General features: G+C 37.3%; 22 protein-coding genes and 1 other annotated feature. Of the genes, 17 read left to right on the top strand and 5 right to left on the bottom strand.

All coding sequences use genetic code 11. The annotated features are described in order from the left end of the window. The 6 genes from qoxD to MHI10_RS15460 all read left to right on the top strand — a co-directional run bounded on the left by qoxD (position 1) and on the right by MHI10_RS15460 (position 7,991). Positions 1-282, top strand: a complete 282-nt coding sequence (gene qoxD / locus MHI10_RS15485; protein ID WP_340786971.1) for a cytochrome aa3 quinol oxidase subunit IV — start codon at positions 1-3, stop codon at positions 280-282. Between the two features lie 69 nt (positions 283-351). Next, positions 352-580, top strand: a binding site (T-box leader). Between the two features lie 118 nt (positions 581-698). Beyond that, the gene (gene pheS, locus MHI10_RS15480) at positions 699-1,736 is read left to right on the top strand and encodes a phenylalanine--tRNA ligase subunit alpha (protein WP_340786968.1); all 1,038 of its coding nucleotides are present in this window, start codon (positions 699-701) and stop codon (positions 1,734-1,736) included. A 14-nt stretch (positions 1,737-1,750) separates the two neighbouring features. Continuing rightward, complete coding sequence (gene pheT, locus MHI10_RS15475) at positions 1,751-4,156, top strand: phenylalanine--tRNA ligase subunit beta (RefSeq protein WP_340786965.1); 2,406 nt, start codon at positions 1,751-1,753, stop codon at positions 4,154-4,156. 130 nt (positions 4,157-4,286) lie between these two features. Continuing rightward, a complete protein-coding gene (locus tag MHI10_RS15470; RefSeq protein ID WP_340786962.1) occupies positions 4,287-5,777 on the top strand; it encodes a spore germination protein in 1,491 nt (496 codons plus the stop codon). Next, positions 5,770-6,867: a GerAB/ArcD/ProY family transporter gene (locus MHI10_RS15465; protein ID WP_340786959.1), complete on the top strand. Its 1,098-nt coding sequence runs from the start codon at positions 5,770-5,772 to the stop codon at positions 6,865-6,867. The genes MHI10_RS15470 and MHI10_RS15465 overlap by 8 nt, the downstream gene beginning before the upstream one ends. Further along, positions 6,864-7,991: a Ger(x)C family spore germination protein gene (locus tag MHI10_RS15460; RefSeq protein ID WP_340786957.1), complete on the top strand. Its 1,128-nt coding sequence runs from the start codon at positions 6,864-6,866 to the stop codon at positions 7,989-7,991. Before MHI10_RS15465 ends, MHI10_RS15460 begins: the two co-directional genes overlap by 4 nt. A 46-nt stretch (positions 7,992-8,037) precedes the next feature. Here the strand turns inward: MHI10_RS15460 and MHI10_RS15455 are convergent, their stop codons facing one another. Continuing rightward, a complete protein-coding gene (locus MHI10_RS15455; protein WP_340786955.1) occupies positions 8,038-8,523 on the bottom strand; it encodes a nucleoside-diphosphate sugar epimerase in 486 nt (161 codons plus the stop codon). 127 nt (positions 8,524-8,650) lie between these two features. Between MHI10_RS15455 and MHI10_RS15450 the strand changes: the two genes are divergently transcribed. Then, a complete protein-coding gene (locus MHI10_RS15450) occupies positions 8,651-9,190 on the top strand; it encodes a hydrolase (RefSeq protein WP_340786952.1) in 540 nt (179 codons plus the stop codon). A 46-nt stretch (positions 9,191-9,236) separates the two neighbouring features. Here the strand turns inward: MHI10_RS15450 and MHI10_RS15445 are convergent, their stop codons facing one another. Both MHI10_RS15445 and MHI10_RS15440 read right to left on the bottom strand, forming a co-directional pair. Further along, positions 9,237-9,761 (bottom strand): ECF transporter S component, encoded by a 525-nt coding sequence (locus MHI10_RS15445; RefSeq protein ID WP_340789265.1) that lies wholly within the window; start codon positions 9,759-9,761, stop codon positions 9,237-9,239. A gap of 301 nt (positions 9,762-10,062) precedes the next feature. After that, the gene (locus tag MHI10_RS15440; RefSeq protein ID WP_340786951.1) at positions 10,063-11,253 is read right to left on the bottom strand and encodes a coenzyme F420-0:L-glutamate ligase; all 1,191 of its coding nucleotides are present in this window, start codon (positions 11,251-11,253) and stop codon (positions 10,063-10,065) included. A 262-nt stretch (positions 11,254-11,515) separates the two neighbouring features. Between MHI10_RS15440 and MHI10_RS15435 the strand changes: the two genes are divergently transcribed. Together MHI10_RS15435 and MHI10_RS15430 are read left to right on the top strand one after the other, a co-directional pair. After that, positions 11,516-12,412, top strand: a complete 897-nt coding sequence (locus tag MHI10_RS15435; protein WP_340786948.1) for a LysR family transcriptional regulator — start codon at positions 11,516-11,518, stop codon at positions 12,410-12,412. 24 nt (positions 12,413-12,436) lie between these two features. Further along, on the top strand, positions 12,437-13,888 hold the full coding sequence (locus MHI10_RS15430; protein ID WP_340786947.1) for a DEAD/DEAH box helicase: 1,452 nt from the start codon (positions 12,437-12,439) through the stop codon (positions 13,886-13,888). A gap of 64 nt (positions 13,889-13,952) precedes the next feature. On the opposite strand, the gene MHI10_RS15425 is transcribed toward MHI10_RS15430, so the two are convergent. After that, entirely contained in the window at positions 13,953-14,846 is an 894-nt protein-coding gene (locus MHI10_RS15425) for a TetR/AcrR family transcriptional regulator (protein WP_340786943.1), read from the bottom strand. A gap of 159 nt (positions 14,847-15,005) precedes the next feature. Between MHI10_RS15425 and MHI10_RS15420 the strand changes: the two genes are divergently transcribed. Continuing rightward, a complete protein-coding gene (locus MHI10_RS15420; protein ID WP_340786940.1) occupies positions 15,006-16,499 on the top strand; it encodes a DHA2 family efflux MFS transporter permease subunit in 1,494 nt (497 codons plus the stop codon). An 88-nt stretch (positions 16,500-16,587) separates the two neighbouring features. After that, positions 16,588-16,959, top strand: coding sequence for a VOC family protein (locus MHI10_RS15415; RefSeq protein ID WP_340786937.1), 372 nt, complete (start codon positions 16,588-16,590; stop codon positions 16,957-16,959). Between the two features lie 48 nt (positions 16,960-17,007). On the opposite strand, the gene rnhC is transcribed toward MHI10_RS15415, so the two are convergent. Further along, entirely contained in the window at positions 17,008-17,943 is a 936-nt protein-coding gene (rnhC, locus tag MHI10_RS15410; protein WP_340786934.1) for a ribonuclease HIII, read from the bottom strand. A gap of 454 nt (positions 17,944-18,397) precedes the next feature. Between rnhC and zapA the strand changes: the two genes are divergently transcribed. The 6 genes from zapA to MHI10_RS15380 all read left to right on the top strand — a co-directional run bounded on the left by zapA (position 18,398) and on the right by MHI10_RS15380 (position 25,967). Next, positions 18,398-18,658: a cell division protein ZapA gene (zapA, locus tag MHI10_RS15405; protein WP_340786932.1), complete on the top strand. Its 261-nt coding sequence runs from the start codon at positions 18,398-18,400 to the stop codon at positions 18,656-18,658. Between the two features lie 5 nt (positions 18,659-18,663). Beyond that, complete coding sequence (locus MHI10_RS15400; RefSeq protein ID WP_340786929.1) at positions 18,664-19,203, top strand: CvpA family protein; 540 nt, start codon at positions 18,664-18,666, stop codon at positions 19,201-19,203. A gap of 73 nt (positions 19,204-19,276) precedes the next feature. Next, positions 19,277-20,989, top strand: a complete 1,713-nt coding sequence (polX, locus tag MHI10_RS15395; RefSeq protein WP_340786927.1) for a DNA polymerase/3'-5' exonuclease PolX — start codon at positions 19,277-19,279, stop codon at positions 20,987-20,989. A 24-nt stretch (positions 20,990-21,013) separates the two neighbouring features. Beyond that, complete coding sequence (locus MHI10_RS15390) at positions 21,014-23,380, top strand: endonuclease MutS2 (RefSeq protein ID WP_340786924.1); 2,367 nt, start codon at positions 21,014-21,016, stop codon at positions 23,378-23,380. A gap of 76 nt (positions 23,381-23,456) precedes the next feature. After that, the gene (locus MHI10_RS15385; RefSeq protein ID WP_340786921.1) at positions 23,457-23,870 is read left to right on the top strand and encodes a DUF350 domain-containing protein; all 414 of its coding nucleotides are present in this window, start codon (positions 23,457-23,459) and stop codon (positions 23,868-23,870) included. Positions 23,871-24,275: 405 nt separating this feature from the next. Next, positions 24,276-25,967 carry a long-chain-fatty-acid--CoA ligase gene (locus MHI10_RS15380; RefSeq protein ID WP_340786919.1) on the top strand — a complete coding sequence of 564 codons (1,692 nt, stop codon included), beginning with the start codon at positions 24,276-24,278 and terminating at the stop codon, positions 25,965-25,967. Positions 25,968-26,088 lie beyond the last annotated feature (121 nt).

The following is a 26,088-nucleotide window of genomic DNA, read 5'->3' as shown; positions in this document are numbered from 1 at the left end:
ATGGCGAAGTTCTTTCCTTTAGGTCAAGTAATGGGCTTCATCTTCTCTCTTGTATTAACAGGAATTGCGATGTTAGTTTATTTCACAGATATGTCATTCACGACAGGTATGATTGTTCTTTTAGTAACAGCGTTCATTCAAGCTGGATTACAGTTCATGGTATTCATGCATGCTGGTGAAACAGAAGATAAATGGTCAATTTACTCAAACATTTTTTACGGTCTTGGTTTAGTAGTTATTACAGTTTTAGGAACACTTTTAATCCTACTTTGGGATATGTAATTTTCTAATACGCTTCATTTCAGTTGAAATAATGTTGAAAATACATTAGACTAAATGAAGAATAACTTATTAAATGCTTTGACCGGGAAGAGTAATTATGTGAAATTTGTTTTAGGAAATGCGAGCCGAGACTGCAAGCTTGCATACAAATTGCATAATGAAGTTCACCCCGCGAGCAGCTTCCGGGAGCCATTATTGGTGAAAGGATAGCCGGCGTAATGAGTCGTTAGCTCAAATGAAGTGATTGCATTTTTGCAATAACTAGGGTGGTACCGCGAAACTCGTCCTCGTCCCTTTTTTAGGGGGCGAGGTTTTTTTGTGGACCAAAATAGGCATCCATAAAAAAATGAAGCAGCTTGCGTCCATATAGTACGTATGCTGTTTTTCATATTTGATTGAAGGAGGAAATGAAACGAATGGAACAACAATTAAAGCAATTAGAACAAGAAGTTTTAACGAAAATTGCAGAAGCTGCTAATTTAAAAGCGTTGAATGAAGTTCGTGTCGCTTATTTAGGTAAAAAGGGACCGATTACAGATTTATTAAAAGGCATGGGGAAACTATCTGCTGAAGAACGTCCAAAAATGGGTGCACTGGTCAATACAGTACGTGAAAATGTAACGGCACAATTAGAGCAAAAAGTTGCGGCACTTGAAGAAGCTGCTATTTTAGCACAGCTGGAAAATGAATCAATTGACGTGACATTACCAGGTGCACAAGTGCGCATCGGCAATCGTCATCCATTAACTCGTGTTGTAGAAGAAATTGAAGACCTATTCGTTGGTATGGGTTATGAAATTGCAGAAGGTCCAGAAGTCGAAAAAGACTACTACAACTTCGAAGCGTTAAACTTACCAAAAGGTCACCCTGCTCGCGATATGCAAGACACTTTCTATATATCAGAAGAGATTTTATTACGCACGCATACATCACCAGTGCAAGCGCGTACGATGGAAGCTAAAAAAGGGGAACATATTCGCATTATTTGCCCTGGTAAAGTATTCCGTCGTGATGCAGATGATGCGACGCATTCACATCAATTCATGCAAATTGAAGGATTAGTAATTGGCGAAAATATCCGCATGTCTGATTTAAAAGGGACACTAGATGTATTAGCTAAGAAGATGTTCGGTGCAGAGCGTGAAATTCGCTTACGTCCATCGTTCTTCCCATTTACAGAACCATCAGTAGAAGTAGATGTGTCTTGTCATAAATGTGGTGGTGAAGGTTGTAACGTATGTAAAAAAACAGGTTGGATTGAAATTTTAGGTGCTGGTATGGTGCATCCAAACGTACTTGAAATGGCTGGCTATGACTCGAAAAAAGTTTCAGGTTTCGCATTCGGTATCGGTGCAGAGCGTATTGCAATGTTAAAATACGGAGTTGATGATATTCGTCATTTCTATACAAATGACACACGTTTCTTATCACAATTCCATCAGGCAGAAGTGTGAGGGGGACGAAATAAATGTTAGTATCATTAAAATGGTTAAGCCAATATGTTGATTTTGAATCATTAACAGCGAATGAATTAGCTGAAAAAATTACGCGTGCCGGTATTGAAGTAGATGCAGTAATCGATCGTTCACAAGGAATGACAAATGTTGTTGTCGGTCATGTTGTATCGAAAGAAAAACATCCTGAAGCGGATAAATTAAATGTGTGCCAAGTAGATGTTGGAGAAGAAGAGCTTCAACAAATCGTTTGTGGTGCACCTAATGTGGATGCAGGACAAAAAGTAATCGTTGCGCGTCCAGGAGCAAAATTACCAGGCGGCATTAAAATTAAAAAAGCAAAATTACGCGGTCAAGAATCAAACGGTATGATTTGCTCGCTGCAAGAGCTAGGTATAGAAGGACGTCTTGTGCCAAAAGTGTATGCTGAAGGTATTTACGTATTACCAGCTGACAGTGAGCCAGGAGCGGACGTTTTAGCGCTATTAAGCTTAGATGATACGGTATTAGAGCTTGGCTTAACACCGAACCGTTCAGATGCAATGAGCATGTTAGGTGTGGCATATGATGTGGCGGCAATTTTAGGGCAAGATGTGAAATTACCGGAAATTACGTATACAGCAACTTCAGCAAAAGCATCGGATTTATTAAAACTTCGTGTTGAAAATATCGAAGCAAATCCAATGTACGCAGCAAAAGTTGTGAAAAATATTGAAGTAAAAGAATCACCAATATGGCTACAACAGTACTTAATGGCAGCGGGTGTCCGCCCACTTAATAATGTAGTCGATATTACAAACTATGTACTAATGGAATACGGTCAACCATTACATGCATTTGACTATGATCAATTAGAAACAGGTGAAATTGTAACGCGTCTTGCACAAGATGGCGAAATGATTACTACGCTAGATGGTCAAGAACGTAAATTAGCAAGTCACAACCTTGTTATTACAAATGGTCTAGAAGCAGAAGCGATTGCTGGTGTAATGGGTGGAGCAAAATCAGAAGTAACAGATGCAACGAAAACAGTCGTAATTGAATCGGCGTATTTCAAACCTGCATCGGTTCGTCGTACATCAAAAGAAATTGGTTTACGCTCGGATTCGTCAGCTCGCTTTGAAAAAGGTGTGGATCCAAATCGTGTATTAGCAGCTGCTGAACGCGCAGTGCAATTACTTGCAGAGCTTGCAAACGGAGAAGTTTTAGAAGGTACTGTTTTAGTTGATGAGCTAGATAAAACGCCTGCTCGAATTGTTGTATCACCAGATTTCATTAACGGTCGTTTAGGAATGAAAATTTCTTTAGAAGATATGCTTGAAATTTTAGAGCGCTTAAAGTTCGATGTAGAAGCAGCAAATGGTGTTTTAGTCATTGATGCACCAACACGTCGCGGCGATATTAAAATTCCAGAAGATATCGTCGAAGAAATTGCACGTATGTATGGTTATGATGAAATTCCGATGAGCTTACCAGCAGGTGATCAACCAGGGAAGTTAACAGCTTACCAAGCAGGACGTCGTATCGTTCGTAATGTGATGGAAGGGGCAGGTCTTTACCAAGCAGTTACGTATTCACTAACTTCTTCGGCATCTGCACAAAAATTCGCATTAAAAGAAGCGGTGACAACAAAATTATTAATGCCAATGTCTGAAGATCGTTCAACGTTGCGTCAAAGCCTAATCCCACATTTAGTGGAATCAGCAAGTTATAACGTAGCTCGTCAAGCGGATACAGTAGCTTTATATGAAATTGGTTCAGTCTTCTTTGGTCAAACAACGGATGCTTCACTTATAGAAGAAGAGCATTTAGCGCTTGTTTTAACAGGTAAATGGATTGATAATAGCTGGCAAGGTGAAAAGAAAAACGTCGATTTCTTCGTTGCAAAAGGGATGCTCGAAGCGGTATTTGCGAAGCTAGGCTTAACGAATAAAGTGACGTATGCAAAAGCAGTAGTAGATGGTTTACATCCTGGACGTACAGCTGAAATTTTATTAGATGGCGAAAAAATTGGGATTCTTGCACAATTACATCCACAAGAGCAAAAGGCAGTGGATTTAAAGGAAACATATGTTGCGGAGCTAAATTTACATGCCATTTTAAAAGCAGCAAAAGAAGAGTTAATTTATTCGATTGTTCCTCGATTCCCAGTAATGACACGCGATATTGCGCTTGAATTAGATCGTACAGTGCCAGCTGGTGAAATTGTTACCATCATTGAAAAAGCAGGCACAAAATTATTAAAAGATGTGAAAGTATTCGATGTGTATGAAGGGGAAAAAATGACAGAAGGTAAAAAATCAGTTGCCTTCTCGTTAAAATATTTCGATCCAGAGCGTACATTAACAGACGAAGAAGTAGTAGCAGCACATAATAAAGTACTAAAAGCATTAGCAGAAGCTGGCGCAGAAGTACGCTAAGTAAATGAATAAAACTCCGATGATTTATTACACGATCATCGGAGTTTTTTTTGCGTAAGCATTACGAATAAACCCCCTCCAAAATGGGCATTCTTTTACATATTGAAGTCAAGAATAGAGGGGGATTTTGATGTTTAGACGAAGGGGAGAAAAAGAGGCTAGTTTAACGAATAATGAAATCCTTCAACAAGAAAAAGTGAAATCTCCATTTCCTAAATTAGCTGACAACATACTTTTTATTCAACAATTATTCGTTCATACAGAAGATTTAATTATTCATAATTTATCCGAAACACAATCTCTCATTTTTATTAATTCTTTAGTTGATTCAAAAGAAATTTCTAATAAAATTTTGACGCGCATTTCTGTTCAGGAAAATGGACTAGTGTGCGATAAAAAAATAATGAATCTATATGAAGTTCCCAATTTGCTATTAGATGGCTACGTTTTTTATATTTCAGAGGATAAGGCGTATATAGCTGCGTTTAATGCTGCGGTACAAGAGAAGAGAGCGATTCAAGAACCAATAAGTGAAAAAATACTAAAAGGTTCACATGAAGGTTTTATTGAAAGTTTAGAATCAAATATTCATTTAGTGAGAAAGCAAATTAAAAATCCGAAGCTAATGATCAAGTATATGACGCTTGGTGAAAGATCTCGTACGAAAGTTGCTGTTATTTATATTGAAGATTTGGCTAATGAAGAAATGATTAATGAACTGTTTCGCCGATTATCCTATGCGAAAGTAGATTATATACAATCACCAGGACATATTCAGGAATTTATTGAGGATGAAACGTATTCGCCTTTTCCACAAATGTTAAATACGGAGCGACCTGATCGCGTCGTAGCGAATTTAATGGAAGGTAGATTTGCTATTATTGCTGATGGTAGCCCAACCGCAATGATCGCACCAATCAGTTTTTTTGCATTTATACAAACACCAGATGATTATAATAATCGTTTTTTTATTGGTTCATTTTTAACATTATTTCGAACGATGAGTCTTATGATTGTGATAGGTTTACCTTCTTTATATATTGCGGTCGTTTCGTTTCACTATGAAATCATTCCATTTGAACTCGTCCTTGCGTTAAAAGGAACGTTGGAGTTCGTTCCCGTTCCACCTATTATCGAAGCGGTGTCCATGCTTATTATTTTAGAGCTTTTAAGTGAGGCGGCTACGCGGTTGCCAAGCCCAATTGCTCAGACGATTGGTGTAGTAGGCGGTTTAGTTATTGGAACGGCTGTAGTAGAAGCAAATTTAGTATCAAATTCAATGGTTGTCGTCGTGGCACTAACAGCAGTAGCTTCCTATACACTTCCCATTACAGAAATGGGGACGACCATTCGACTGCTCAGTTTTCCGCTAATGGTGGCATCTTCTTTATTTGGTCTTGTTGGAATTGTTTTCGGATTGATGATTATATTACTTCATCTATGTAAGTTGGAATCTTTTGGGATGCCCTATTTTACGCCATTCGCTCCTTTTAAGTTATCAGAAAACAAAGATACAATAGTACGACTTCCGCTTTGGAAATTTATTAAAAGGCCAACTGGTCCACGTCCAAAAGATATTGTTAGAACAGGTAACCCTAGAGGATGGAAAAAAGATGAATGAAAAAAGTATATCTCAAAAGCAATTATTTTTTGTCGTTTTACAGGCTCAAATTGGCATAGGCTTACTATCACTTCCTTCCAATGTATTTAGCCATTCTAAAAATGATGGTTGGATATCTGTTATATTGGCAGGGGTTGGAATACAAATTTTAATTTTGCTATTGTGGACTTTGCTTAATGGATTTAAAGGAAAGAGCCTTTTTGAAATTTCGGTCATTGTATTTGGTCAGTATGTGGGAAAAGTAATTAATCTTTTATACACGCTTTACTTTTTACTTGTCATGTCATTATTAGCCCTTTTGTTTGCGAATCTTTTAAAAGAATGGATATTAAGTTATACACCGATTTCAATATTACTTTTAATTATACTGGCAACAGCAATTTATATTGGGAAAAGTAATTTACGTGTGTTAGCACGATTTTATATGCTAACGGCTGTAGTCATTTTAATCTCCATTTTACTGCCTTGGTTTGCTTTCACATTTAATATTGAATGGGCATATTTATTTCCGGTGGGGCAATCAGGATTGAAAAATATTACGATCGGTGCGCATGATGCCCTTATAGCAATGATAGGATTTGAAATCATTGCGGTCGTTTTACCTTTTGTGCAAGGAACATATAAGCAATCACTCAAAAGCATTTCATTAGCCAATATGACAGCAGTTTTTATCTATATTTACTTTACGATTTGTTGCTATTTAATATTTAGTCCTGAGGAATTAAAAATCATTTCAGAGCCGGTATTATATTTATTAAAAGCAGTTAATTTCCAATGGATTGAAAGATTAGATCTCATTTTTCTGTCGATTTGGATCATTCCAATGTCAACATCGCTTGTAGCTTATTTATATTTGGCAAGTAAATTCGCGGCATATACGTTGCATAAAGGGCAAAGAAAGTATCCGATTTGGTACTTGCCGTTCATAGCGTTTATTATCGGACTATTTCTTACAACGGAGTCCGAAATTGAACAATTTAATAAATATCTTTCTGTTAGTAGCTATATTTTTACTGTCTTTCTTCCCCTTCTTACATTATTCGTATCAATCGTAAGGAAGAAATATAACTATAGGAGTTCATCTACATGAAAAAAGGAATACTTATTTTAATTGTTTTGAATATATGGCTATTAACAGGGTGTTGGGATGTACGGCTGTTAAAAGATAGTAGCTTAGTAGTAGGAATCGGACTAGATGTAGAAGATGACAATCAAGTATTGAATACATCTGTCATTAGGCAAATTAAACAAGACAGTGGTGGAGCCGGTAAGCCAGCTACAGCAAATGTTATATATAGTGCAACAGGAAATACGTTGAGAGAAACGCGTTCCTCCATTGAAAAGCAGTTAGGTGGAAGATACGCATCGAATAAATTGCAAGTTCTTGTATTAGGTGAGGATTTAGCAAAAGAAAATATTTATCCAATCATCGATATGTTTTATCGGGATCCAAGAAATTCATTAGGGGCGAAAATGGTAGTTACTGAAGGCGATGCGAAAGATCTCCTTAACATGGAAATTTCAGATGATGCGTTTATTAGTGAAAAACTCTATAAGACTTTGAGAGAAACGGAAAATCAAACCCTTATTCCAAATGTAACAATTCAATCCGTATGCCCAGATTTATTTGATCCAGGGAAAGATTTTGCGCTGCCGTATATAAAGGCAAAAGACTCGGAAACATTTGATGTAGCGGGTATGGCACTTTTTCATGATAAAAGTTTTACAGGAGAAGTGTTGGAAGGACAAGACGCGACTGTTTTATTGTATATGAATGGTGAACATGGGGCGAACTCAACATTAAGTTTCAAAGTCAATCCAGAAGAGGCGGAGCTTCAAAACCAATACTTGACGGCCAATACTTTTTTAAAAAATCAAAAATTAAAACTAAATGTTGATGAAAATCATCATGTTTCTGTTGAAATTTATGTGAAATTAAATGTGACAGTAGTTGAATATCCAAAAGATCATCTATTTAATCATGAAAAGGTACTTAAATTGAACGAGGATCTTTCTAAGCAACTAACTGAAAAAGCGGAGAAGGTCGTTGAACAATTAAAAAAAGCAAATTGTGATTATTTCGGAATTGGTAGGCAGTTAATTGCTTACCACCCTGAGACGTGGAAGGCGATCGATTGGCCAAGTACATTTCCTACGATTGATATAAAGCCTAAAATAGAAGTAGAAATAACGGGAACGGGAATTCTTAAATAAAAATGTTTGCCGAATTGTATTAAAAAATGGTGCGAGAAGATAGGCGCTAAATACGCTCTTCTTGCACCACAGTAGGCTTTTTAAAAATTCCTATAATCGTAGCAGCTAAACCGCTCACCGCATGAGCAATACCGAATGTATAAAAGTTAATAAATACATGGTTCGTATATTCATTTAGCATCGGAAAGCCATATATTTGTGAACCTTTCGTATGCGTATTACCACCAAGTGAAGCATATACATCATTTTTAAATTCGATTGCATAAAAAACCATCACGATAAGGAACGCAACACCAAAAATTAAATAAATAAGGCGCATCAATTGATCACGTGCTTGACGCGAAGTTACGAGGAAAAAACGATATGTAATAAACAAGCTTAAAAGAATAAATGGTGCAGCAAGTGCTAAGCCAAGCGCCCCAAGATTTCCGGCTTGAGCGACATCATCTGGTTTCATCGTGAAAAAGTATTGAATAAGCATGACACCAAATAAACTAATGCCCATACTAATGAGCCAACTAAGACGTAACATGTAAATCCTCCGTTTCTAGTTAACACTATACAGGCTAGTCGCTTTCCTTTCAATGGAAGAAAAGCATCCTTTCTAGCGTCATTTCAAGTATAATGAAAGAGAAATGAGTCAAAGGGGAGGAATTTTTATGCTTACAAAAGAAGAAACGGTATTAGTGTTAATTGATATTCAAGGAAAACTTGCGCAAATTGTGGATGAGAGTGAATTTGTAATCGATAGCATTTCAAAAGTGGTACAAGGGGCACAAACGTTACAGCTCCCTATTTTATGGTTGGAGCAATATCCGAAAGGTTTAGGACCGACTGTGGAAGAAATTTCTCAGCATTTAACGGATATGAAGCCGATTGAAAAAATAACATTTAGCGCGTATGATACACCAGAATTCGTTCAGCAATTAGAAGCAACCGGCAGAAAAAAAGTATTGCTTGCAGGGATTGAAACGCATATTTGTGTATATCAAACGGCTGCTCACTTGCTAGCAAATGGCTATGAGGTGGAAGTGTTAGCGGACTGTGTATCATCACGAACTGCAGGAAACCGTGAAGTAGGCGTTCAGAAAATGCTTCAGCTAGGGGCAAAACTAACGAGTGTTGAAATGGCCTTATTTGAAATGCAACAAATTGCGAAGGGCGATACGTTTAAAACGATTAGTGCGTTGGTAAAATAAAATGGAAAGGTCGAGAAAGGCATGGTATGCCGATCTCGACTTTTTGCTATTTAAATAATGGTAACTTCTTCAGCGCCAAACATACAGGAATGGCAATTAGCATCCCAACCGCATTTTGCACTAAGTTACCTGGAATCGAGGCAAGAGGAGCAACCCAGTTTCCGAAAATGACGCGCTCGCATATATAATAGCCTAATAACATAAATGGTACGGAAACAAAAATTGCAATGACATTAAAAATAGGACTCTTACCATTACGCCCACCTGACCAGGCGATTTTTCCGACAATATAACCTTGCACACATCGCGCTACTAACGTAAATGGCGCCCATAAAGTCCAACCTGAAAATAAATCAAATAAAGCCATCCCAACGCCACCAGCAATGGCCCCTTTCTTCGGACCAAACATAATTGCTGCGATAAACAACATACCTGTACCTAAGTGAACAAGTCCGCCATTCGCTGCAATGGGTAGTCGAATGTTAATGAAAAATGTTGCAACGAATACAAGTGAGATGAGTAGGCTCGTTACGATTAAGTCGAATGTTTTATTGCTTTTACCATATGTCATCGGACGAGATTTTAATGGTTCCGCAGCAAGTATCACACTTGAATTTCTCCTGTTTGAATCAGGCATTAAAGGTTCAGGCGTCACGGTATGTATAGTTGAATTTGTTGTGTGACCGCCCGCGTCCGTGTAGCTTTTTGTTGATTGCATCAGTAAGCACTCCTTATCGGTTGAATTGCTCTTAATATTATCAACAGTCTGACATTTGTAAAAGTGCCAATTAAATAATAAATGTTAAGGTCAGATGGGGAACAGAAAAAATCCCCACATACCATTAAAGGTATAGGGGATTTCAAAGGAAAACTTATTTTGTATAGTTATCGAAGTAACCTTGGATATAAATCATCGGCGTACCTTTATCTCCAGAACCAGAAGTTAAGTCAGATAAAGAACCGATTAAATCCGTTAATTTACGAGGAGTTGTACCTTGAGCGGCCATATTTCCTGTTAAATCTTCTTCTTTATTGTTAATGTAATTTTTAATCGCTGCTTTTAATTCTTCGCCATGTAATTCAGCAAAATCATTGTCAGCTAAATATTTTAATTTAATTTCATTCGGCGTTCCAGCAAGACCTGGTGTGTATGCAGGTGATACAACAGGGTCTGCAAGTTCCCAAATTTGACCAACAGGATCTTTAAATGCACCATCACCATAAATCATGACTTCCACTAATTTACCAGAAGCTGCAAGAATTTTTGCTTGAATGTCATCCACGATTGGTTGGCAATTATCCGGGAATAATTTTACACCATCTTCTGTTGATTTGTTTGAACCTAATAGACCGTATTGCGTGTTGCAGCCTGAGCCATTATGAGACTCTGATAAAATATTGTCTAAGCCGAACACTTTTTCAGCGCCAGCCGCGTTTAAAATACGTTTTGTACGGAAACGAGAGTGAACATCACAAGTTAAAACTGTTTTCGTATAGTCTAAAATTGTTTTAGCATTGTTTGAGAAGATGACTTCTACTTCAGTACCTTGTTCAACGATTAATTCTTTGTAGTACTCAATATAATCGACACCAGTAAACGTATGTTTATTGTAGCCAAAGTGACCACGGAATTCAGCTTCTGTTAAAACATCTGTCCATGGATTAATGCCTTTTTCATCTAGTTCATCAATCGATACTAAATGGTTTCCAACTTCATCAGATGGGTAGCTTAGCATAAGAACAATTTTCTTTGTGCCTTTTGCAATTCCTTTTAAAATGTTAGAGAAACGGTTACGTGAAAGGATTGGGAAAATTACCCCAACTGTATCATCACCGAATTTTGCATTGACATCAGCAGCGATATCATCGATTGTTGCATAGTTCCCTTGCGCACGTGCAACAACTGATTCTGTTACTGTTACGATATCACGATCAGCAATTTCATAACCTTCTACTTTTGCTGCATTTAATGCTGTGTCAACAACGATTTGTACAATATCGTCACCTTCATTAATAATCGGTCCACGAAGACCTCGTACAACAGTTCCTACTACACGTTCCAAAATAATCTCTCCTATCAATGTTCGTTTCTTTATATATTAAGTCTCAAATCAATTACGCCTTGGCGTAATTGCGTCCAGATTTTTTCGAGCTCGCTCGAAAAATTTCCCTTAAAAATCTGTGACATCCGCTGGGGCTTAACTTGATTCAGCTGGATCTTGAACCCCAGCTGAATCAAGTTAAATCTCACAACGTTTACTATAGCTTATTTTTATGGTATAAGTAAAATTAATCATTCTAATAACTGATATAAGAGGTGCTTATATGCTTGTGAAGCTCGAATCGTATCGGATTTTTAATGTTGTCAGTCGCAATCAAAGCTTTTCGAAAGCAGCGGCGGAATTATATATGACGCAACCCGCAGTGAGTCAAACGATTTCAAAGCTTGAAAAAGAACTCGAAACGTTATTATTTAATCGTACCCCAAAAGGCGTTACATTAACAAACGAGGGTAAACTTTTACATGAATATGTGAATTCTGCACTTGGAATTTTAGATGCTGGAGAAGAAAAGATTTTAGAATTTAAAAATTTGCGAACAGGTCAGCTAAGAATTGGTGTAGGAGATACGATTTCTCGTTATTTTCTTTTACCCTATTTAGAAGCATTTCATGTAAAATATCCTGGAATTAAACTAAAGGTATTAAATGGAACGACGATTGAAATTTTGGCGTTTATTAAATCAGGTGAGGCAGACGTCGGTATTTGTAATTTACCAATTGTAGATGAACAATTGCAAGTCGTACCGTGTAAGGAAGTGCACGACATATTTGTCTGCGGTGAAAAATATAAAAATTTAACGAAAAAGCCCATCAGTTTGGATATGCTAATGAAGTTACCGTTAATTTTTTTAGAAAAAAAAGCGAATTCCCGAAATTATGTAGAAAACTACTTAAAGGAACAAGGTTATACTATATCACCTGAATTTGAACTAGGTTCACATGATTTAGTGTTGGAATTCGCGAAAATCAATTTGGGCATTGCAAGCGTGACGAAAGAGTTTGCAATGGATTATTTAGATAAAGGAATTTTACATGAAGTTCATTTACAGCAAGAAGTACCTAAGCGAAGTATCGGAATTGTCCATTTGAAATCAGTCCCGATATCTAGAGCAACGAAAAAATTTATTGCGATTGTTGATCCAGCAATTGCGAATAACTAAGGCAAGAATAAAAGGAGCAAATATATGAGTAAGCCATTTCAACAATTTAATTTATCAGAAGAAATTATCCGAGCACTAGGGGATTTAGATTATACAGAACCGACTGAAATTCAAGAAAGAGTCCTACCGATTGCCATGCAAAAACAAGATATTATCGCGAAATCTCAAACCGGAAGTGGGAAAACGGCTGCATTTGCCATTCCGATTTGTGAAAATGTCGAATGGCTTGAAAATAAACCACAGGCACTAGTCCTGACGCCGACAAGGGAACTAGCTGTACAAGTTAAGGAAGAGTTTACGAATATTGGGCGCTACAAGCGTATTAAGGCAACGGCTCTTTATGGGAAACAGCCATTTCGTTATCAACAGGATGAGTTGAAGCAAAAAACACATATTGCAGTAGGGACGCCTGGTCGTGTGTTAGATCATATTGAAAAAGGCACGTTAAAGCTAGAAAAAATAAAATATCTTGTATTAGATGAATCAGATGAGATGCTCAATATGGGCTTTTTAGATCAAGTGGAAGCTATTTTATCTTACTTGCCAAAAGAACGTATAACGATGCTATTTTCAGCAACTGTGCCGAATGAAATTAAAACATTAGCGTTGCGCCATATGAAGCAGCCAGTTGATATTGAAGTGGAGCAACAACAACAAACGGCTCCTCAAATTGAGCATGTTGCAATGGAAGTGCCAGAGGAAGAGAAATTTGCCGTATTAAAAAAGGCGTTGATTGTGGAAAATCCAGATAGCTGTATTATTTTCTGCCGTACAAAAGACCGTGTAGATGAAGTACATGATCGCCTCTACGATTTAGAATATAGTGTCGACAAGCTACATGGCGGGATGGATCAGTCTACTCGTTTAATGGTGATGGACGACTATAAGCGCGGGGAGTTTCGTTATTTAGTAGCGACAGATGTTGCGGCGCGTGGGATTGATGTTGAAAATATTTCACTTGTTGTTAACTATGACCTTCCTTTAGAAAAAGAAGCTTACGTTCATCGAACAGGTCGAACAGGTCGCGCGGGATTATCAGGCAAAGCGATTACATTCGTAACGCCACATGAGCATAATTTTTTAGCGGGCATTGAAGAATTTATTCAATTTGAAATTGCAAAAACTGCACTTCCAACAGCGGAGGCGGTAGCGGCTAATCAAGATGCGTTCGAACAAAAAATGGATTCTAAACCGGTTAAGAAAAAATCGAAAAGCGCTAAAGTAGATGCGCAAATTACGAAGCTGTATTTTAACGGTGGTAAAAAGAAGAAATTGCGTGCAGTAGATTTTGTTGGAACAATTGCTAAAATCCCAGGTATGACGGGGGATGACATCGGGATCATTACGATTTTAGATACATCAACTTTTATCGAAATTTTGAATGGTAAAGGAAACTTAGTGTTAAAGGCAATGAAAACAACACCGATAAAAGGTAAGCATTTAAAGGTGCATATTGCGAATAGTAAATCATTTTAATAGCATAATAAAAAAGCATTTGCATCTAATTCCGTTTTGACACGGTGAGTGCAAATGCTTTTTGTTATTTTGATTCCGGTTTATCTTTTAGGAAATACCACATCAAATTCGCAATTTCGATGGATTCTGCAGCATTAGGTGTCTCATCTAATGATTTACGGAAACCTCTAAGCAATGTTTCAATGACAGCAATGCGCAAATTTTCTCGCTTAAACTCGTCCAGTAAACTTTCGGTAAATTGTACACCAATACAATCAGGATTATCATAAATTAATCCTTCATGGAAACTTATGAGCTTTTCTAATACCTCTTCTTTTAAAACGGATTTGCGCTCCACTCGGGATTCGATTAAATACCATAAGTCCTGGGTTAGTAAAATTTCTTCCTTACTCATTGTAGGTAAAACCGCTTTAATATTTCTAAATGCAATCTTCACAATTTTATCTGCTTCAATAGCAATTCCGTGTGACGATCGATAAGTCATGGATAGATGTTGAATGATCCCGAAGAATGTAATGGTCAATTCAAATGTAAAAGGCCTAGATTCTTCACCAAACACGTCAACAAATCGGTTGGATACCCATTCGACTTCATAAAGACGGTAACGCGCTAGCATCGATCGTAATTCCGTATCATTCGATTGGAAAATGCCCTCAAACAAAGGAATTAAATTTTGCTCCTTATTAATTTGCATTAATACAACGATTTGTTCGATTAATACTTGCTCATCCGTGATATCTTTGCCAAGCAGTATTTCATGTCGGCGTAAATTTGCTTCGTATCGGCTTTGCTCTAAGATCGCCATGAAACATTCATTCTTTGAGGAAAAGTAATTATAAAATGTCCCTTTAGAAATTTTCGCCCGATCTAAAATTTCTTGAATCGATGTATTGTGAAAACCTTTTTCGATAAAAAGTTGCAAGGCCGAATCAATCACTTGTTTTTTTCGTTGATTCATCTAAATCCTCCTGAATAAATAATACGTTAATATTACTTCTCGTAAATGGAAATAGCAATCGATTTGGACTTCGTGTTCTAAATTATTGATTTTTTTGGACTTGAAGTATAAAATAGTGCAAGTACAGTGAATTCAGAGGAAAGAAGAAAGGAAAATACAATGGCACAAACAACACAGATTAAAAAGCCGCCTTATTTAATGATAGCGATATTATTTGTAGGGGCATTCGTAGCATTTTTAAACAATACATTATTAAACGTTGCACTTCCAACGATTATGAAATCTTTTAATATTGAGGATTTTTCAACGGTACAATGGTTATCGACAGGATACATGCTTGTTGGGGGTGTATTAGTACCTGCTTCAGCATACCTAATAACAAAATTTAAAACAAAACCATTATTTATTGTCTCGATGTCGATCTTCGTGGTCGGTACAGCGACGGCAGCATTTGCTCCATCATTTGAAATTTTACTTGCTGGACGTATGGTTCAAGCAGCAGGAGCATCTGCACTTGCTCCACTTTTAATGAACGTTATGCTCATTAGCTTCCCAGTAGAAAAACGTGGTACAGCGATGGGTATGTTCGGCTTAGTTATGGTATTAGCACCGGCAATTGGACCAACATTATCGGGGTGGATCGTGGAACATTACGACTGGAGCGTACTGTTCAAAATGATTTTACCGTTCGCAGTCATCGCATTAGTATTAGGGATTTGGAAGGCGGAAAATGTCTTACCAAACCGACCGGCAAAAATTGACTTTCTTTCAGTTGGGTTATCAACGATTGGATTTGGTGGATTATTATACGGATTCAGTACAGCGAGTACAGCAGGTTGGGGAGCAGTTGAAGTTTGGGGGACAATTTTAGTAGGTACGCTCGGAATCATTTGGTTCGTTATTCGTCAGCTAAGATTAGAAGAACCGCTACTAGATTTACGAATTTATTCTTACCCAGCTTATGCATTAGCATCAGTCATTTCAATGGTATTATCAGTAGCAATGTTCTCAGGAATGATTTTAACACCTGCGTATGTGCAAAATGTACGTGAAATTAGCCCATTTGATGCAGGATTAATGATGTTACCAGGTGCAATTGTAATGGGGATTATGTCTCCAATCACAGGGAAATTATTTGATAAATTTGGACCGCGTATCATTGCGCTAGTTGGATTATTTATTACCGCAGCTGCAACTGTTGGATTAGGTTATTTATCACTAGAATCTTCTTATTTATATATTATCTCAATCTATACAATTCGTATGTTTGGTATTTCAATGGTTATGATGCCGATTATGACAAATGGTTTAAATGCATTACCAAACCGTCTAAACCCGCACGGTACAGCGATGAACAATACAGCACAACAAGTGGCGGGGGCAATTGGTACTGCGATTTTAGTAACGATCTTTAACACGCACACAAAAACGCGTGCAACAGAAATTGTAGGAGAAATGCAGGCAACTACAAGTACGCAAATATCTGGAGAGCAAATGGCACAAATCGGGCAACAGGCAATGCTTGACGGGATTACGTATTCATTTATGATTTCAGCAGCAGTAACTGTTGTGGCGCTCGTGCTGACAATATTCGTAAAACGTGTAGATATTACAAAGCGCGAAGATTTTATGGGCGAAGTAAAAGAAAAATAATAATGAAATGGCATGAGTGAAATTTGCTCATGCCTTCGTTATTTCTGTATAATTAAAAAAAATCGAAAAAGTAGAGAGGAAGAAGATTATGATTGAACAATTAGGACAAGTAATGCTTTATGTAGATAACCAAGATCAGGCTAAAACGTTTTGGACAGAAAAAATGGGCTTTCTCGTTATAGCCGATGAGGATAATGGAATGCGCGCGATTACGATTTCTCCGACAGAAGGGGCTCAAACAACGATCGTTTTACATGACAAACAAGTCATTGCGAAAATGCAACCAGAGTTAAATTTAAAAACTCCTTCATTATTATTTTATTCAAGCCAATTGGACGAGCTGTATGAAAAGTTAAAAGGCTTGAATGTAACGGTTGGTGAAATGGTAACAATGCCGTTCGGAAAAGTGTTTAATTTTGCGGATGATGAAAATAATTATTTTGCAATTTTAGAAAATTAATGAAAAAAGCTGCGAACGTTTTAATGTTCGTAGCTTTTTGTCATCTCGTTAGTTCGAGCGCTTTTTTTGAATGAGGGTTTTTGCCTTTTCAGTATTAGCAAAATGCCATTTCGTCATGGAACGCAGTGTGTCCTCACCAAATTTCAGCCATATTTTAGCGGCCATTTGGTCTACTTTACTACTCGCACCTTTTTGAATTGGAAAGCCAACGATTTCCGCTATTTTGTCCATTTCCTTTAAAAAAGCATAGCGAGCTAAAATCGAAGCAGTTGCAACTGCGACATGTAAATTTTCCGCTTTTGTAGAAAATAGCACGTGCTCACGAATAACCTCTTTTTCATTTTTAAGGTAATTATAATAAACGCCACGTTCTGCAAATTGATCGATTAAAATAGATTCAGGCTTTACTGGGGCAATTTTATTTAAAACATGCTTTAATGCTTGATTGTGTAAAATCGCCTTTATTTTCCCTTGTGAGTAGCCCCTTGCTTGAATCTCATTGTATTTGTCGTTGCGTAAAGTTAAAATACTGTGGGTACAAACTTTCATTAAATCGGGTGCGATTTTTCTCATATAATCATCCGTTAATTGTTTCGAATCTTTTACACCAAGTTCTTGAACTAATTCGATTTTATCGGCGGGCACATACACTGCTGCGACAGTGACGGGACCGAAATAATCACCGGTTCCTGTTTCATCGGAGCCAATTACAGAAAGGGAAGCGAAATCTTTCGGCAACGTATCCCCTTTTGTATTTGAACTTTTTTTTGCCGTCGCGGATACAGTTCCCCATTTAGCCGCTTCTCGAGTCGCACCAGCTCCTTGAAACATCACTTTACCTGATTTGTAAGCTGTAATGGCTGTATCGGTGAGCTTGATTCCAAAAAGGATACCTGGCCCATTACGTTCGATAAGCGACTTATTATAAAACGCCTTTATTTTTTGTTGTGCTTCACTTGTTAACTGCAATACAATATTTGTCATAAGAAACCCTTTCTCAAAAAAGCTAATTAATAATTAGTATAACGGGTTAAAGGGAAAAGTGGAAATTTCATTGAAATATCATGTTTCATCGTGACAATACGGTGATTGTGTTGCTATGTTTAAATTGGAAATGGTATGATGTAAAATATGAAAAATGCAAAATTAATTAATCAGAATCGGATTGTATTTTGAAAAGAATGGGAATACTGCTAGTTGAAGGAATACGACTAGGGGTACCATTTTATCTTCAATCAGCAAAAGATAACTTCCTCATATAAGTGGAAGGATATGTACGATTTTTTGTTGACTGTTGCAGCGGGAGTTTAAACTCTGGCTGAACAATGATAAATGCTGCCGGCAGATGTCGCGGATTTTTAAGGGTTTTAAGCTTGAAAAAAGTCCGGACACAATCATGCCTTGGCGTGATTGATATATTCTTTCTGGAGGGATTATTTTGACTGCACAAGAGAAGAATCGAATTTCAGTAGAAATTTACGGTCATACATATAAAATGGTGGGAATGGAGTCGACAAGTCATATGCGGCTAGTCGCTTCAATAGTAGATGAAAAAATGCGTGAAATCAATTCACATAACCCATCATTAGACAGTGCAAAACTCGCAGTGTTGACAGCTGTTAATTCGATTCATGATTATTTATTATTAAAAGAGCAATGTGAAAAATTAGAAGAACAATTGAAGCAATTGAAGGGTTGAAATAAATGTTAGATTTACTTATTGTCATAATACTTATTATTAGTTTGATTATTGGAGCGAAACGTGGATTCATTGTAGAATTAATTCATATAGGTAGTATTATTATTGCACTACTTCTTGCCGTTTCTTACTACAAGCAACTTGCGGATAAATTTGTTTTGTGGATTCCTTATCCAGGGTTCACTGAAAATGCAACGATTGTACTTGCATTGGATTCCTTAGATGTGGATCGTACATTTTATCGCGTCTTTGCTTTTGCCATTATCTTTTTTGTTGCAAAGATTGCATTACAGATTATCGGGTCTATGTTCGACTTTTTAGCATATTTACCTGTATTTAATTCATTGAACTTCCTTTTAGGTGCTGTACTATGCTTTATAGAGGCGTATATTGTCCTATTTATCGGTTTATATGTAGTAGCACTTATTCCATTAGAGTCTGTTCAAAAAATTGTGGATAAATCTATCATAACGGGCATTATGCTCGAACATACACCAGTCATTACGAAGATGTTCCAAAACTGGTGGTATATTTACATGAAATAATTGAAAATCAATGTGAAGCGCTTCCCTCGATTTTCGGGGGGAGTTTTTTTCGCGAATAGGGGGGCTTCTAATTATGAACAAAAAAATAATCATCCGTACATTAGAGAAAATTGCACTATATATGGAATTACAAGCGGAAAATCCATTTAAAGTTTCGGCATTTCGTAAGGCGGCAGCAGCACTAGAGGCGGACGAGCGTAGTTTAAGTGAAATAGATGATGTAACCGCTATAAAAGGTATTGGCAAAGGGACGGCAGCAGTTATTTTAGAGTTGATCGAAACGGGACAATCTAGCGTTTTAATAGAGCTTGAAACCGCTGTACCAAAAGGTTTAATCCCACTGATGAAATTACCTGGGCTAGGTGGCAAAAAATTAGCGAAACTTTATCAGGAATTACAAATTACCGATGCAGAAACGCTAAAAGCAGCATGTGAAGCTGGAAAAGTTCGTGAACTCGCGGGCTTTGCTGCCAAAACAGAAGAAAAGATTTTAAAGGAATTAGAAAACTTCGGAAGTCGCGCAGAACGTTTACCGGTATGGCAATTAGAGCCAGTAGTCGTTGAAATTAATGAATTGTTGGCAGGTTTACCAGAAGTAGAAAAGTTTTCGGTAGCAGGAAGTTTCCGTCGTGTTGCGGAAACGAGTAAGGATGTTGATTTTATTGTTGCGACGGAAGCACATGACGTAGTGCGTGAAGCGATTTTATCCAAACTAGTCATTTTAGAAACAGTGGCTGCTGGTGACACAAAGATTTCGGTTATTTTAGATCGTGAGGAGCCCGTTAGCGTCGATTTTAGATTGGTGAAACGCTCAGAATATGCAACAGCACTACATCATTTTACAGGCTCTAAAGATCATAATGTCCGCATGCGCCAACTTGCAAAATCGATGGGCAAGAAAATTAGTGAATACGGTGTGGAACAAGAAGATGGGTCAATGATGACATTTGAAACAGAGGAACAGTTTTTCGCGCATTTCAATTTGCCATTTATTCCGCCAACTGTTCGTGAAAGTGGTAAAGAGTTGGATCGTTTAGATGAACTCGATCAGCTTGTCCAGCTTTCGGATATTGTTTCAGATTTACACATGCATACAACTTGGTCGGATGGGGCGCATTCGGTGGCTGAAATGGGAGAAGCTTTAATCGCTCATGGCTATACACATGGTGTCATTACCGATCATTCCCAATACTTAAAAGTGGCGAATGGATTAACACCAGAACGACTAAAGAAGCAAAAATTGGAGATTGCCGCATTCAATGAAGCACATCCGAATTTCCGTTTATACCATGGGACGGAGATGGATATATTACCTGATGGGTCATTAGATTTTGATAATGATGTTATGAATCAGTTAGATTTTGTCATTGCATCGATTCATTCGAGCTTTACGCAATCACAAGATAAAATTATGGCGCGCTTAAAAACAGCCATCGAAAATCCGTATGTGCATATGATTGCTCATCCAACAGGGCGTATCGTCGGGCAGCGCGGTGGCTATGATCCAGATGTGCCATTACTCATTGAATGGGCCGCGCAGCATGGCAAAATTTTAGAACTCAATGCCAATCCATACCGCTTGGACTTATGTGTAGGGCATTTGCAATTGGCGATGGAGAAAAATGTCCCGATTGCTATTAATACCGATGCCCATGCGATTGATCAACTACGCTTTATGGATATCGGTACAAAATATGCGCAAAAAGCTTGGCTGAAAAAAGAGTTAATCGTTAATACATGGTCAAAAGAGCAGTTTGATACATTTATAAATAAAAATAAAATCTAATTTAAAGTAACAGGAGGTGTTTCCATGATCGAAAATAGAGCATTGAAAACACTAGAATTTGATAAAGTCCGCGAGCAAGTAGCGGCATTTTGTACAAATTCAATTGGTAAAAAAGCAATCGATGAATTAGTACCAGAAACAAATTTTGAAACAGTTGTGGAATTACTTGCGGAAATGGATGAAGGTTTAGCCATTTTACGTGTTAAAGGTAGCGTTCCGATGGGCGGAATTTTCGATGTTCGTCCCCATGCAAGACGTGCTCAAATTGGTGGTATGCTAAGTCCAATGGAGCTAATGGAAATCGCAAGTACGATTCGAGCAAGTCGAATTTTCCGTAATTTTATTGAAGATATTGAGTCAGACGATACGATTACTATTCCTCATTTTATTGAACGAAAAGAACAAATGCCTGTATTAACAGCGTTGCAGCATGAAATAAATGACTGCATTGATGATAATGGCGCGGTTTTAGATTCAGCAAGTCCAGCACTCAGATCTATTCGTCAAAGCTTACGTGCAGAAGAATCCAAAGTACGTCAAAAATTAGAAAGCTTAACACGTGGCTCAAATGCAACGAAAATGTTATCCGATACGATTATTACAATTCGTAATGACCGATTTGTAATCCCAGTAAAACAAGAATATCGTTCGCATTATGGTGGAATTATTCATGATCAATCGGCTTCAGGACAGACTCTTTTTATCGAACCGGATGCAGTTGTACAAGCAAATAATGAAGTGCAGCGATTAAAAATGAAGGAAAAAGTCGAAATCGAACGTATTTTAGCAGCATTAACTGCACAAGTAGAAGAAGTAGGTCATGATTTATTTGTCCTTGTACAGCTTCTTGGTGAAGTCGATGTCATTTTAGCAAAAGGGAAATATGGACAGGCGAATAAATGTACAATGCCGAAAATGAATAAGGAAGGTTTCACGCGCTTAGTTCGAGCTCGCCATCCTTTATTACCAATTGAAATTGCGGTCCCAAATACGATTGAATTTGGCCGTGATATTACCGCGATTGTCATTACGGGTCCAAATACAGGTGGTAAAACCGTTACGTTAAAAACAGTAGGTCTATGTACAATAATGGCGCAATGTGGTTTACCAGTACCTGCATTAGATGGTTCGGAATTAGCTGTATTTGAACAAATCTTTACAGATATTGGTGATGAACAATCAATCGAACAATCATTATCAACTTTCTCGTCTCATATGGTGAACATTGTTGATATTTTAAGTAAGTTTGATGACAAATCCCTCGTTATTTTCGACGAGCTTGGAGCGGGGACGGACCCACAAGAAGGTGCAGCATTGGCCATTTCTATTTTAGATGAAGTGGTAGGTAAAGGCGCACGCATAATGGCAACAACGCATTATCCAGAATTAAAAGCGTACGGCTATAATCGACCTTCTGTTGTCAATGCAAGTGTGGAATTTGATGTAGAAACATTGAGCCCAACGTATCGCCTATTAATCGGTGTACCGGGACGTTCGAATGCATTTGAAATTTCAAAACGACTTGGATTAAATAATGAAGTCATTGACCGAGCAAAATCATTTACGGGAACTGATCGTCATGAAGTAGAGTCCATGATTGCCTCGTTAGAAGAGAGTCGATTACGTTCAGAGCGTGAGGCGGATGAAGCGCATATTTTATTAGAAGATGCACAAAAAATCCGTACAGACCTTGAAGCACGCTTAAGAGCATATGATGAGAAGAAAGATAGCTTAGAAAAGAAAGCAAAAGATAAAGCGCATAAAATTGTTGATGCGGCGAAAAAAGAAGCTGAAAAAATCATTGAAGAATTGCGTGAAATGAAAAAAAATGCAGCAATGTCCGTTAAAGAGCATGAAATCATTGACGCGAAAAAACGTTTAGATGAAGCTGCACCTCAAGATAATAAAGTGTTACAAAAGGCCGTTGCTGCACGTGAACGCGTTCAAAATCTTCAAGTTGGTGACGAAGTAAAAGTATTAAGCTATGGTCAAAAAGGATCGTTACTTCAAAAAGTAAGTGCAAAAGAATGGGTCGTTCAAATTGGTATTTTAAAAATGAAGCTACCAGAAACGGACTTAGAATACATTAAGCCTGAAAAAGAGCAAGTGACAAGAACGATGACAAATATTAAAAACCGCAATACAATTGTGAAGCTTGAGCTTGATTTACGCGGAGAACGTTATGAAGATGCATTAATCCGTACAGAAAAATATTTAGATGATGCGATTTTAGCTAATTACCCACGTGTTTCTATTATTCACGGTAAAGGTACGGGCGCGCTTAGACAAGGAATTCAAAGCTTTTTAAAGAAACATAAGCGTGTCAAAACATACCGCTACGGGGAAGCGGGTGAGGGTGGCTTTGGGGTCACAGTAGTCGAATTGAAATAAATCATTGCTCCTTTATGAATTTTCGTTAATAGTTAATAGAAGTGATAGAAGTTAATTTAGAAGGGAGTTGAATGGATTGCTAGGTTCAAAATTTTGGCACCATCCTCTCGTTGAAACAGCAGGCTATTTTAGTGTAGTCGTACTTTGTCTGTTTGTTTCAATGATTTTATTTGAAATCGTAACCAAATATAAAAATTGGGAAGAAATAAAAAATGGCAATGTTGCTGTTGCCTTAGCGACAGGTGGTAAAATTCTGGGCGTTTGTAATATTTTTCGCTATTCGATTGAGCGACATACGTCATTAGTTGAAATGTTAAGCTGGGGGCTATTTGGATTTATTCTTTTAATTTTTGCGTATTTATTATTTGAATTTTTAACACCAAAATTTAAAGTAGATGAAGAAATTGCCGCAGATAATCGTTCAGTTGGATTTATTTCGTTTACGATTTCTGTCGGATTATCATTCGTAATTGGGGCAAGTATATCTTAGGAGAATGTAATGGAAACCTTATCGAAAGTGTTAATTGTCGTCTGTGTGTTATTCCTGATTGTAGGCGTATATTATATGCTTACAGTATGAGCATAAAAAGTAAGCTATCAAACTAGAGAATTTCTAGCTTGGTAGCTTTTTTTAGTAATCTACTTCACGGTTTAGTTTCACGTATATAATTCGCAAACGATAAAAATTATACTAAAAAAATATATTTGGAAGGTAATGTATATTCTGTACTATAAATGAATATAAGTATTATTATAAAAAACATAATTTTTTTCAGAAAAAAACTGTACAGAAGAGAATAATTAGAAAAATCAGATAAAAATAGTTTGAAAGAAATTCCTTTTTTAATTATAATAAATGCAAGTGAATGAAGCTTTTGCAAAGGGGAGAAGTTTTATGACAGAAAAAGTATGGTTTGCGAGTTACCCAGAGGAAGTTCCGCATACGTTGGAAATTCCCAAAATTCCTGTTCAGCAATTTTTAATACAGGCAAATAATGAAGTTCCGTCAAATGTAGCGGTTCATTTTATGGGGAAGGAGCTTACTTACAAAGAACTTTATGAGTCTTCTTTAAAATTTGCGAATTATTTGCGTTCTCTAGGGGTGGAAAAAGGGGATCGTGTAGCGGTTATGCTACCAAACTGTCCACAAGCGGTAATAGCATACTATGGAATATTGTTTGTAGGGGGCGTTGTTGTTCAAACAAATCCATTGTATACAGAGCGTGAATTGCAATATCAAATGGCGGATGCAGGCGTAAAAGTTATTTTAGTAATGGATATTTTGTATCCACGCGCGATGAAAATATTAAAAGAAACGAATATTGAAAATGTCATCGTGACAGGGATTAAAGATTATTTGCCATTTCCCAAAAATTTAGTGTATCCATTTGTGCAAAAGAAGCAATATGGTTTTAGTGTAAAAGTAGAGCATAGTGGAATGAATCACCTATTCACTGAAATTATGCGTACGGAGTCTGCAACGCCGATCGAAATCGAATTTGATTTTGAGAATGATTTAGCATTGTTGCAATATACGGGTGGCACGACTGGCTATCCAAAGGGCGTTATGTTAACGCATAAAAATTTAGTTGCTAATACGACGATGTGCGATGCTTGGATGTATCGTTGTAAAAAACGTGAAGAAATCATTTTAGGCGTATTACCATTTTTCCACGTATATGGCATGACGACGGTGTTAGTATTATCAGTTATGCAGCAAGCAAAAATGGTGTTATTGCCAAAGTTTGATGTGGAGCAGACACTAAAAACGATTGATAAACAAAAGCCAACATTATTTCCAGGCGCACCCACGATGTATATCGGTATTTTAAATCATCCGGATTTGTCAAAATACGATCTTACGACTATTAAAGCGTGCATGAGTGGGTCTTCACCATTACCGTTAGAAGTGCAGGAGAAATTCGAATCGTTAACAGGTGGCCGAATTGTAGAAGGCTATGGATTAACGGAAACATCACCAGTAACGCACGTGAATCCAATATGGGAAAATCGAATTAATGGTTCGATTGGTTTACCATGGCCGAATACGGATGCAGTCATCTTACGTTCAGGAGATACTGAAATTTTACCTTCAGGCGAAATTGGAGAAATTGCAATTAAAGGTCCACAAGTGATGAAAGGCTACTGGAATCGTCCAGAAGAAACGGCAATGGCATTTGCTGACGGTTGGTTTTTAACAGGGGATTTAGGCTATATGGATGAAAAAGGATACTTTTATGTTGTTGACCGTAAGAAGGACATGATTATTGCGGGGGGCTTTAATATTTATCCTCGTGAGGTTGAGGAAGTGCTATATGAACATGAAGCGATTCAAGAATGTGTTGTAGCAGGAATACCTGATCCTTATCGTGGTGAAACCGTAAAAGCTTATATCGTGTTAAAAGAAGGAAAAACGGTGACGGAAGACGAATTAAATACGTATTGTCGTCAAAATCTAGCTGCTTATAAAGTACCTCGTTTTTATGAATTCCGTGATGAACTACCAAAAACGGCAGTAGGAAAAATATTGCGTCGTACACTAATTGAAGAGGAAAAACAAAAACTCGAAGAACAAGCAGCAAAATAATTCGTTAGTAAACTATTGACAGAAACTTCGATAAACTATAAGATAAAAACATGAATGAATAGTCATTCATGTTTTTCTTTTTTAATGCAAATGCATAAGTAACGACCTGATCTTACACGAC

Source organism: Solibacillus sp. FSL K6-1523 (assembly GCF_038005225.1).
In the GTDB taxonomy this organism is placed as follows: domain Bacteria; phylum Bacillota; class Bacilli; order Bacillales_A; family Planococcaceae; genus Solibacillus.
This window is presented reverse-complemented; position numbering and strand designations above follow the sequence as displayed.

What these genes read in the sequence shown, in the direction of transcription:
- qoxD (WP_340786971.1), top strand. Translation starts at nt 1, where the DNA reads ATGGCGAAGTTCTTTCCTTTAGGTCAAGTAATGGGCTTCATCTTCTCT.
- pheS (WP_340786968.1), top strand. Translation starts at nt 699, where the DNA reads ATGGAACAACAATTAAAGCAATTAGAACAAGAAGTTTTAACGAAAATT.
- pheT (WP_340786965.1), top strand. Translation starts at nt 1,751, where the DNA reads ATGTTAGTATCATTAAAATGGTTAAGCCAATATGTTGATTTTGAATCA.
- MHI10_RS15470 (WP_340786962.1), top strand. Translation starts at nt 4,287, where the DNA reads ATGTTTAGACGAAGGGGAGAAAAAGAGGCTAGTTTAACGAATAATGAA.
- MHI10_RS15465 (WP_340786959.1), top strand. Translation starts at nt 5,770, where the DNA reads ATGAATGAAAAAAGTATATCTCAAAAGCAATTATTTTTTGTCGTTTTA.
- MHI10_RS15460 (WP_340786957.1), top strand. Translation starts at nt 6,864, where the DNA reads ATGAAAAAAGGAATACTTATTTTAATTGTTTTGAATATATGGCTATTA.
- MHI10_RS15455 (WP_340786955.1), bottom strand. Translation starts at nt 8,523, where the DNA reads ATGTTACGTCTTAGTTGGCTCATTAGTATGGGCATTAGTTTATTTGGT.
- MHI10_RS15450 (WP_340786952.1), top strand. Translation starts at nt 8,651, where the DNA reads ATGCTTACAAAAGAAGAAACGGTATTAGTGTTAATTGATATTCAAGGA.
- MHI10_RS15445 (WP_340789265.1), bottom strand. Translation starts at nt 9,761, where the DNA reads ATGACATATGGTAAAAGCAATAAAACATTCGACTTAATCGTAACGAGC.
- MHI10_RS15435 (WP_340786948.1), top strand. Translation starts at nt 11,516, where the DNA reads ATGCTTGTGAAGCTCGAATCGTATCGGATTTTTAATGTTGTCAGTCGC.
- MHI10_RS15430 (WP_340786947.1), top strand. Translation starts at nt 12,437, where the DNA reads ATGAGTAAGCCATTTCAACAATTTAATTTATCAGAAGAAATTATCCGA.
- MHI10_RS15425 (WP_340786943.1), bottom strand. Translation starts at nt 14,846, where the DNA reads ATGAATCAACGAAAAAAACAAGTGATTGATTCGGCCTTGCAACTTTTT.
- MHI10_RS15420 (WP_340786940.1), top strand. Translation starts at nt 15,006, where the DNA reads ATGGCACAAACAACACAGATTAAAAAGCCGCCTTATTTAATGATAGCG.
- MHI10_RS15415 (WP_340786937.1), top strand. Translation starts at nt 16,588, where the DNA reads ATGATTGAACAATTAGGACAAGTAATGCTTTATGTAGATAACCAAGAT.
- rnhC (WP_340786934.1), bottom strand. Translation starts at nt 17,943, where the DNA reads ATGACAAATATTGTATTGCAGTTAACAAGTGAAGCACAACAAAAAATA.
- MHI10_RS15400 (WP_340786929.1), top strand. Translation starts at nt 18,664, where the DNA reads ATGTTAGATTTACTTATTGTCATAATACTTATTATTAGTTTGATTATT.
- polX (WP_340786927.1), top strand. Translation starts at nt 19,277, where the DNA reads ATGAACAAAAAAATAATCATCCGTACATTAGAGAAAATTGCACTATAT.
- MHI10_RS15390 (WP_340786924.1), top strand. Translation starts at nt 21,014, where the DNA reads ATGATCGAAAATAGAGCATTGAAAACACTAGAATTTGATAAAGTCCGC.
- MHI10_RS15380 (WP_340786919.1), top strand. Translation starts at nt 24,276, where the DNA reads ATGACAGAAAAAGTATGGTTTGCGAGTTACCCAGAGGAAGTTCCGCAT.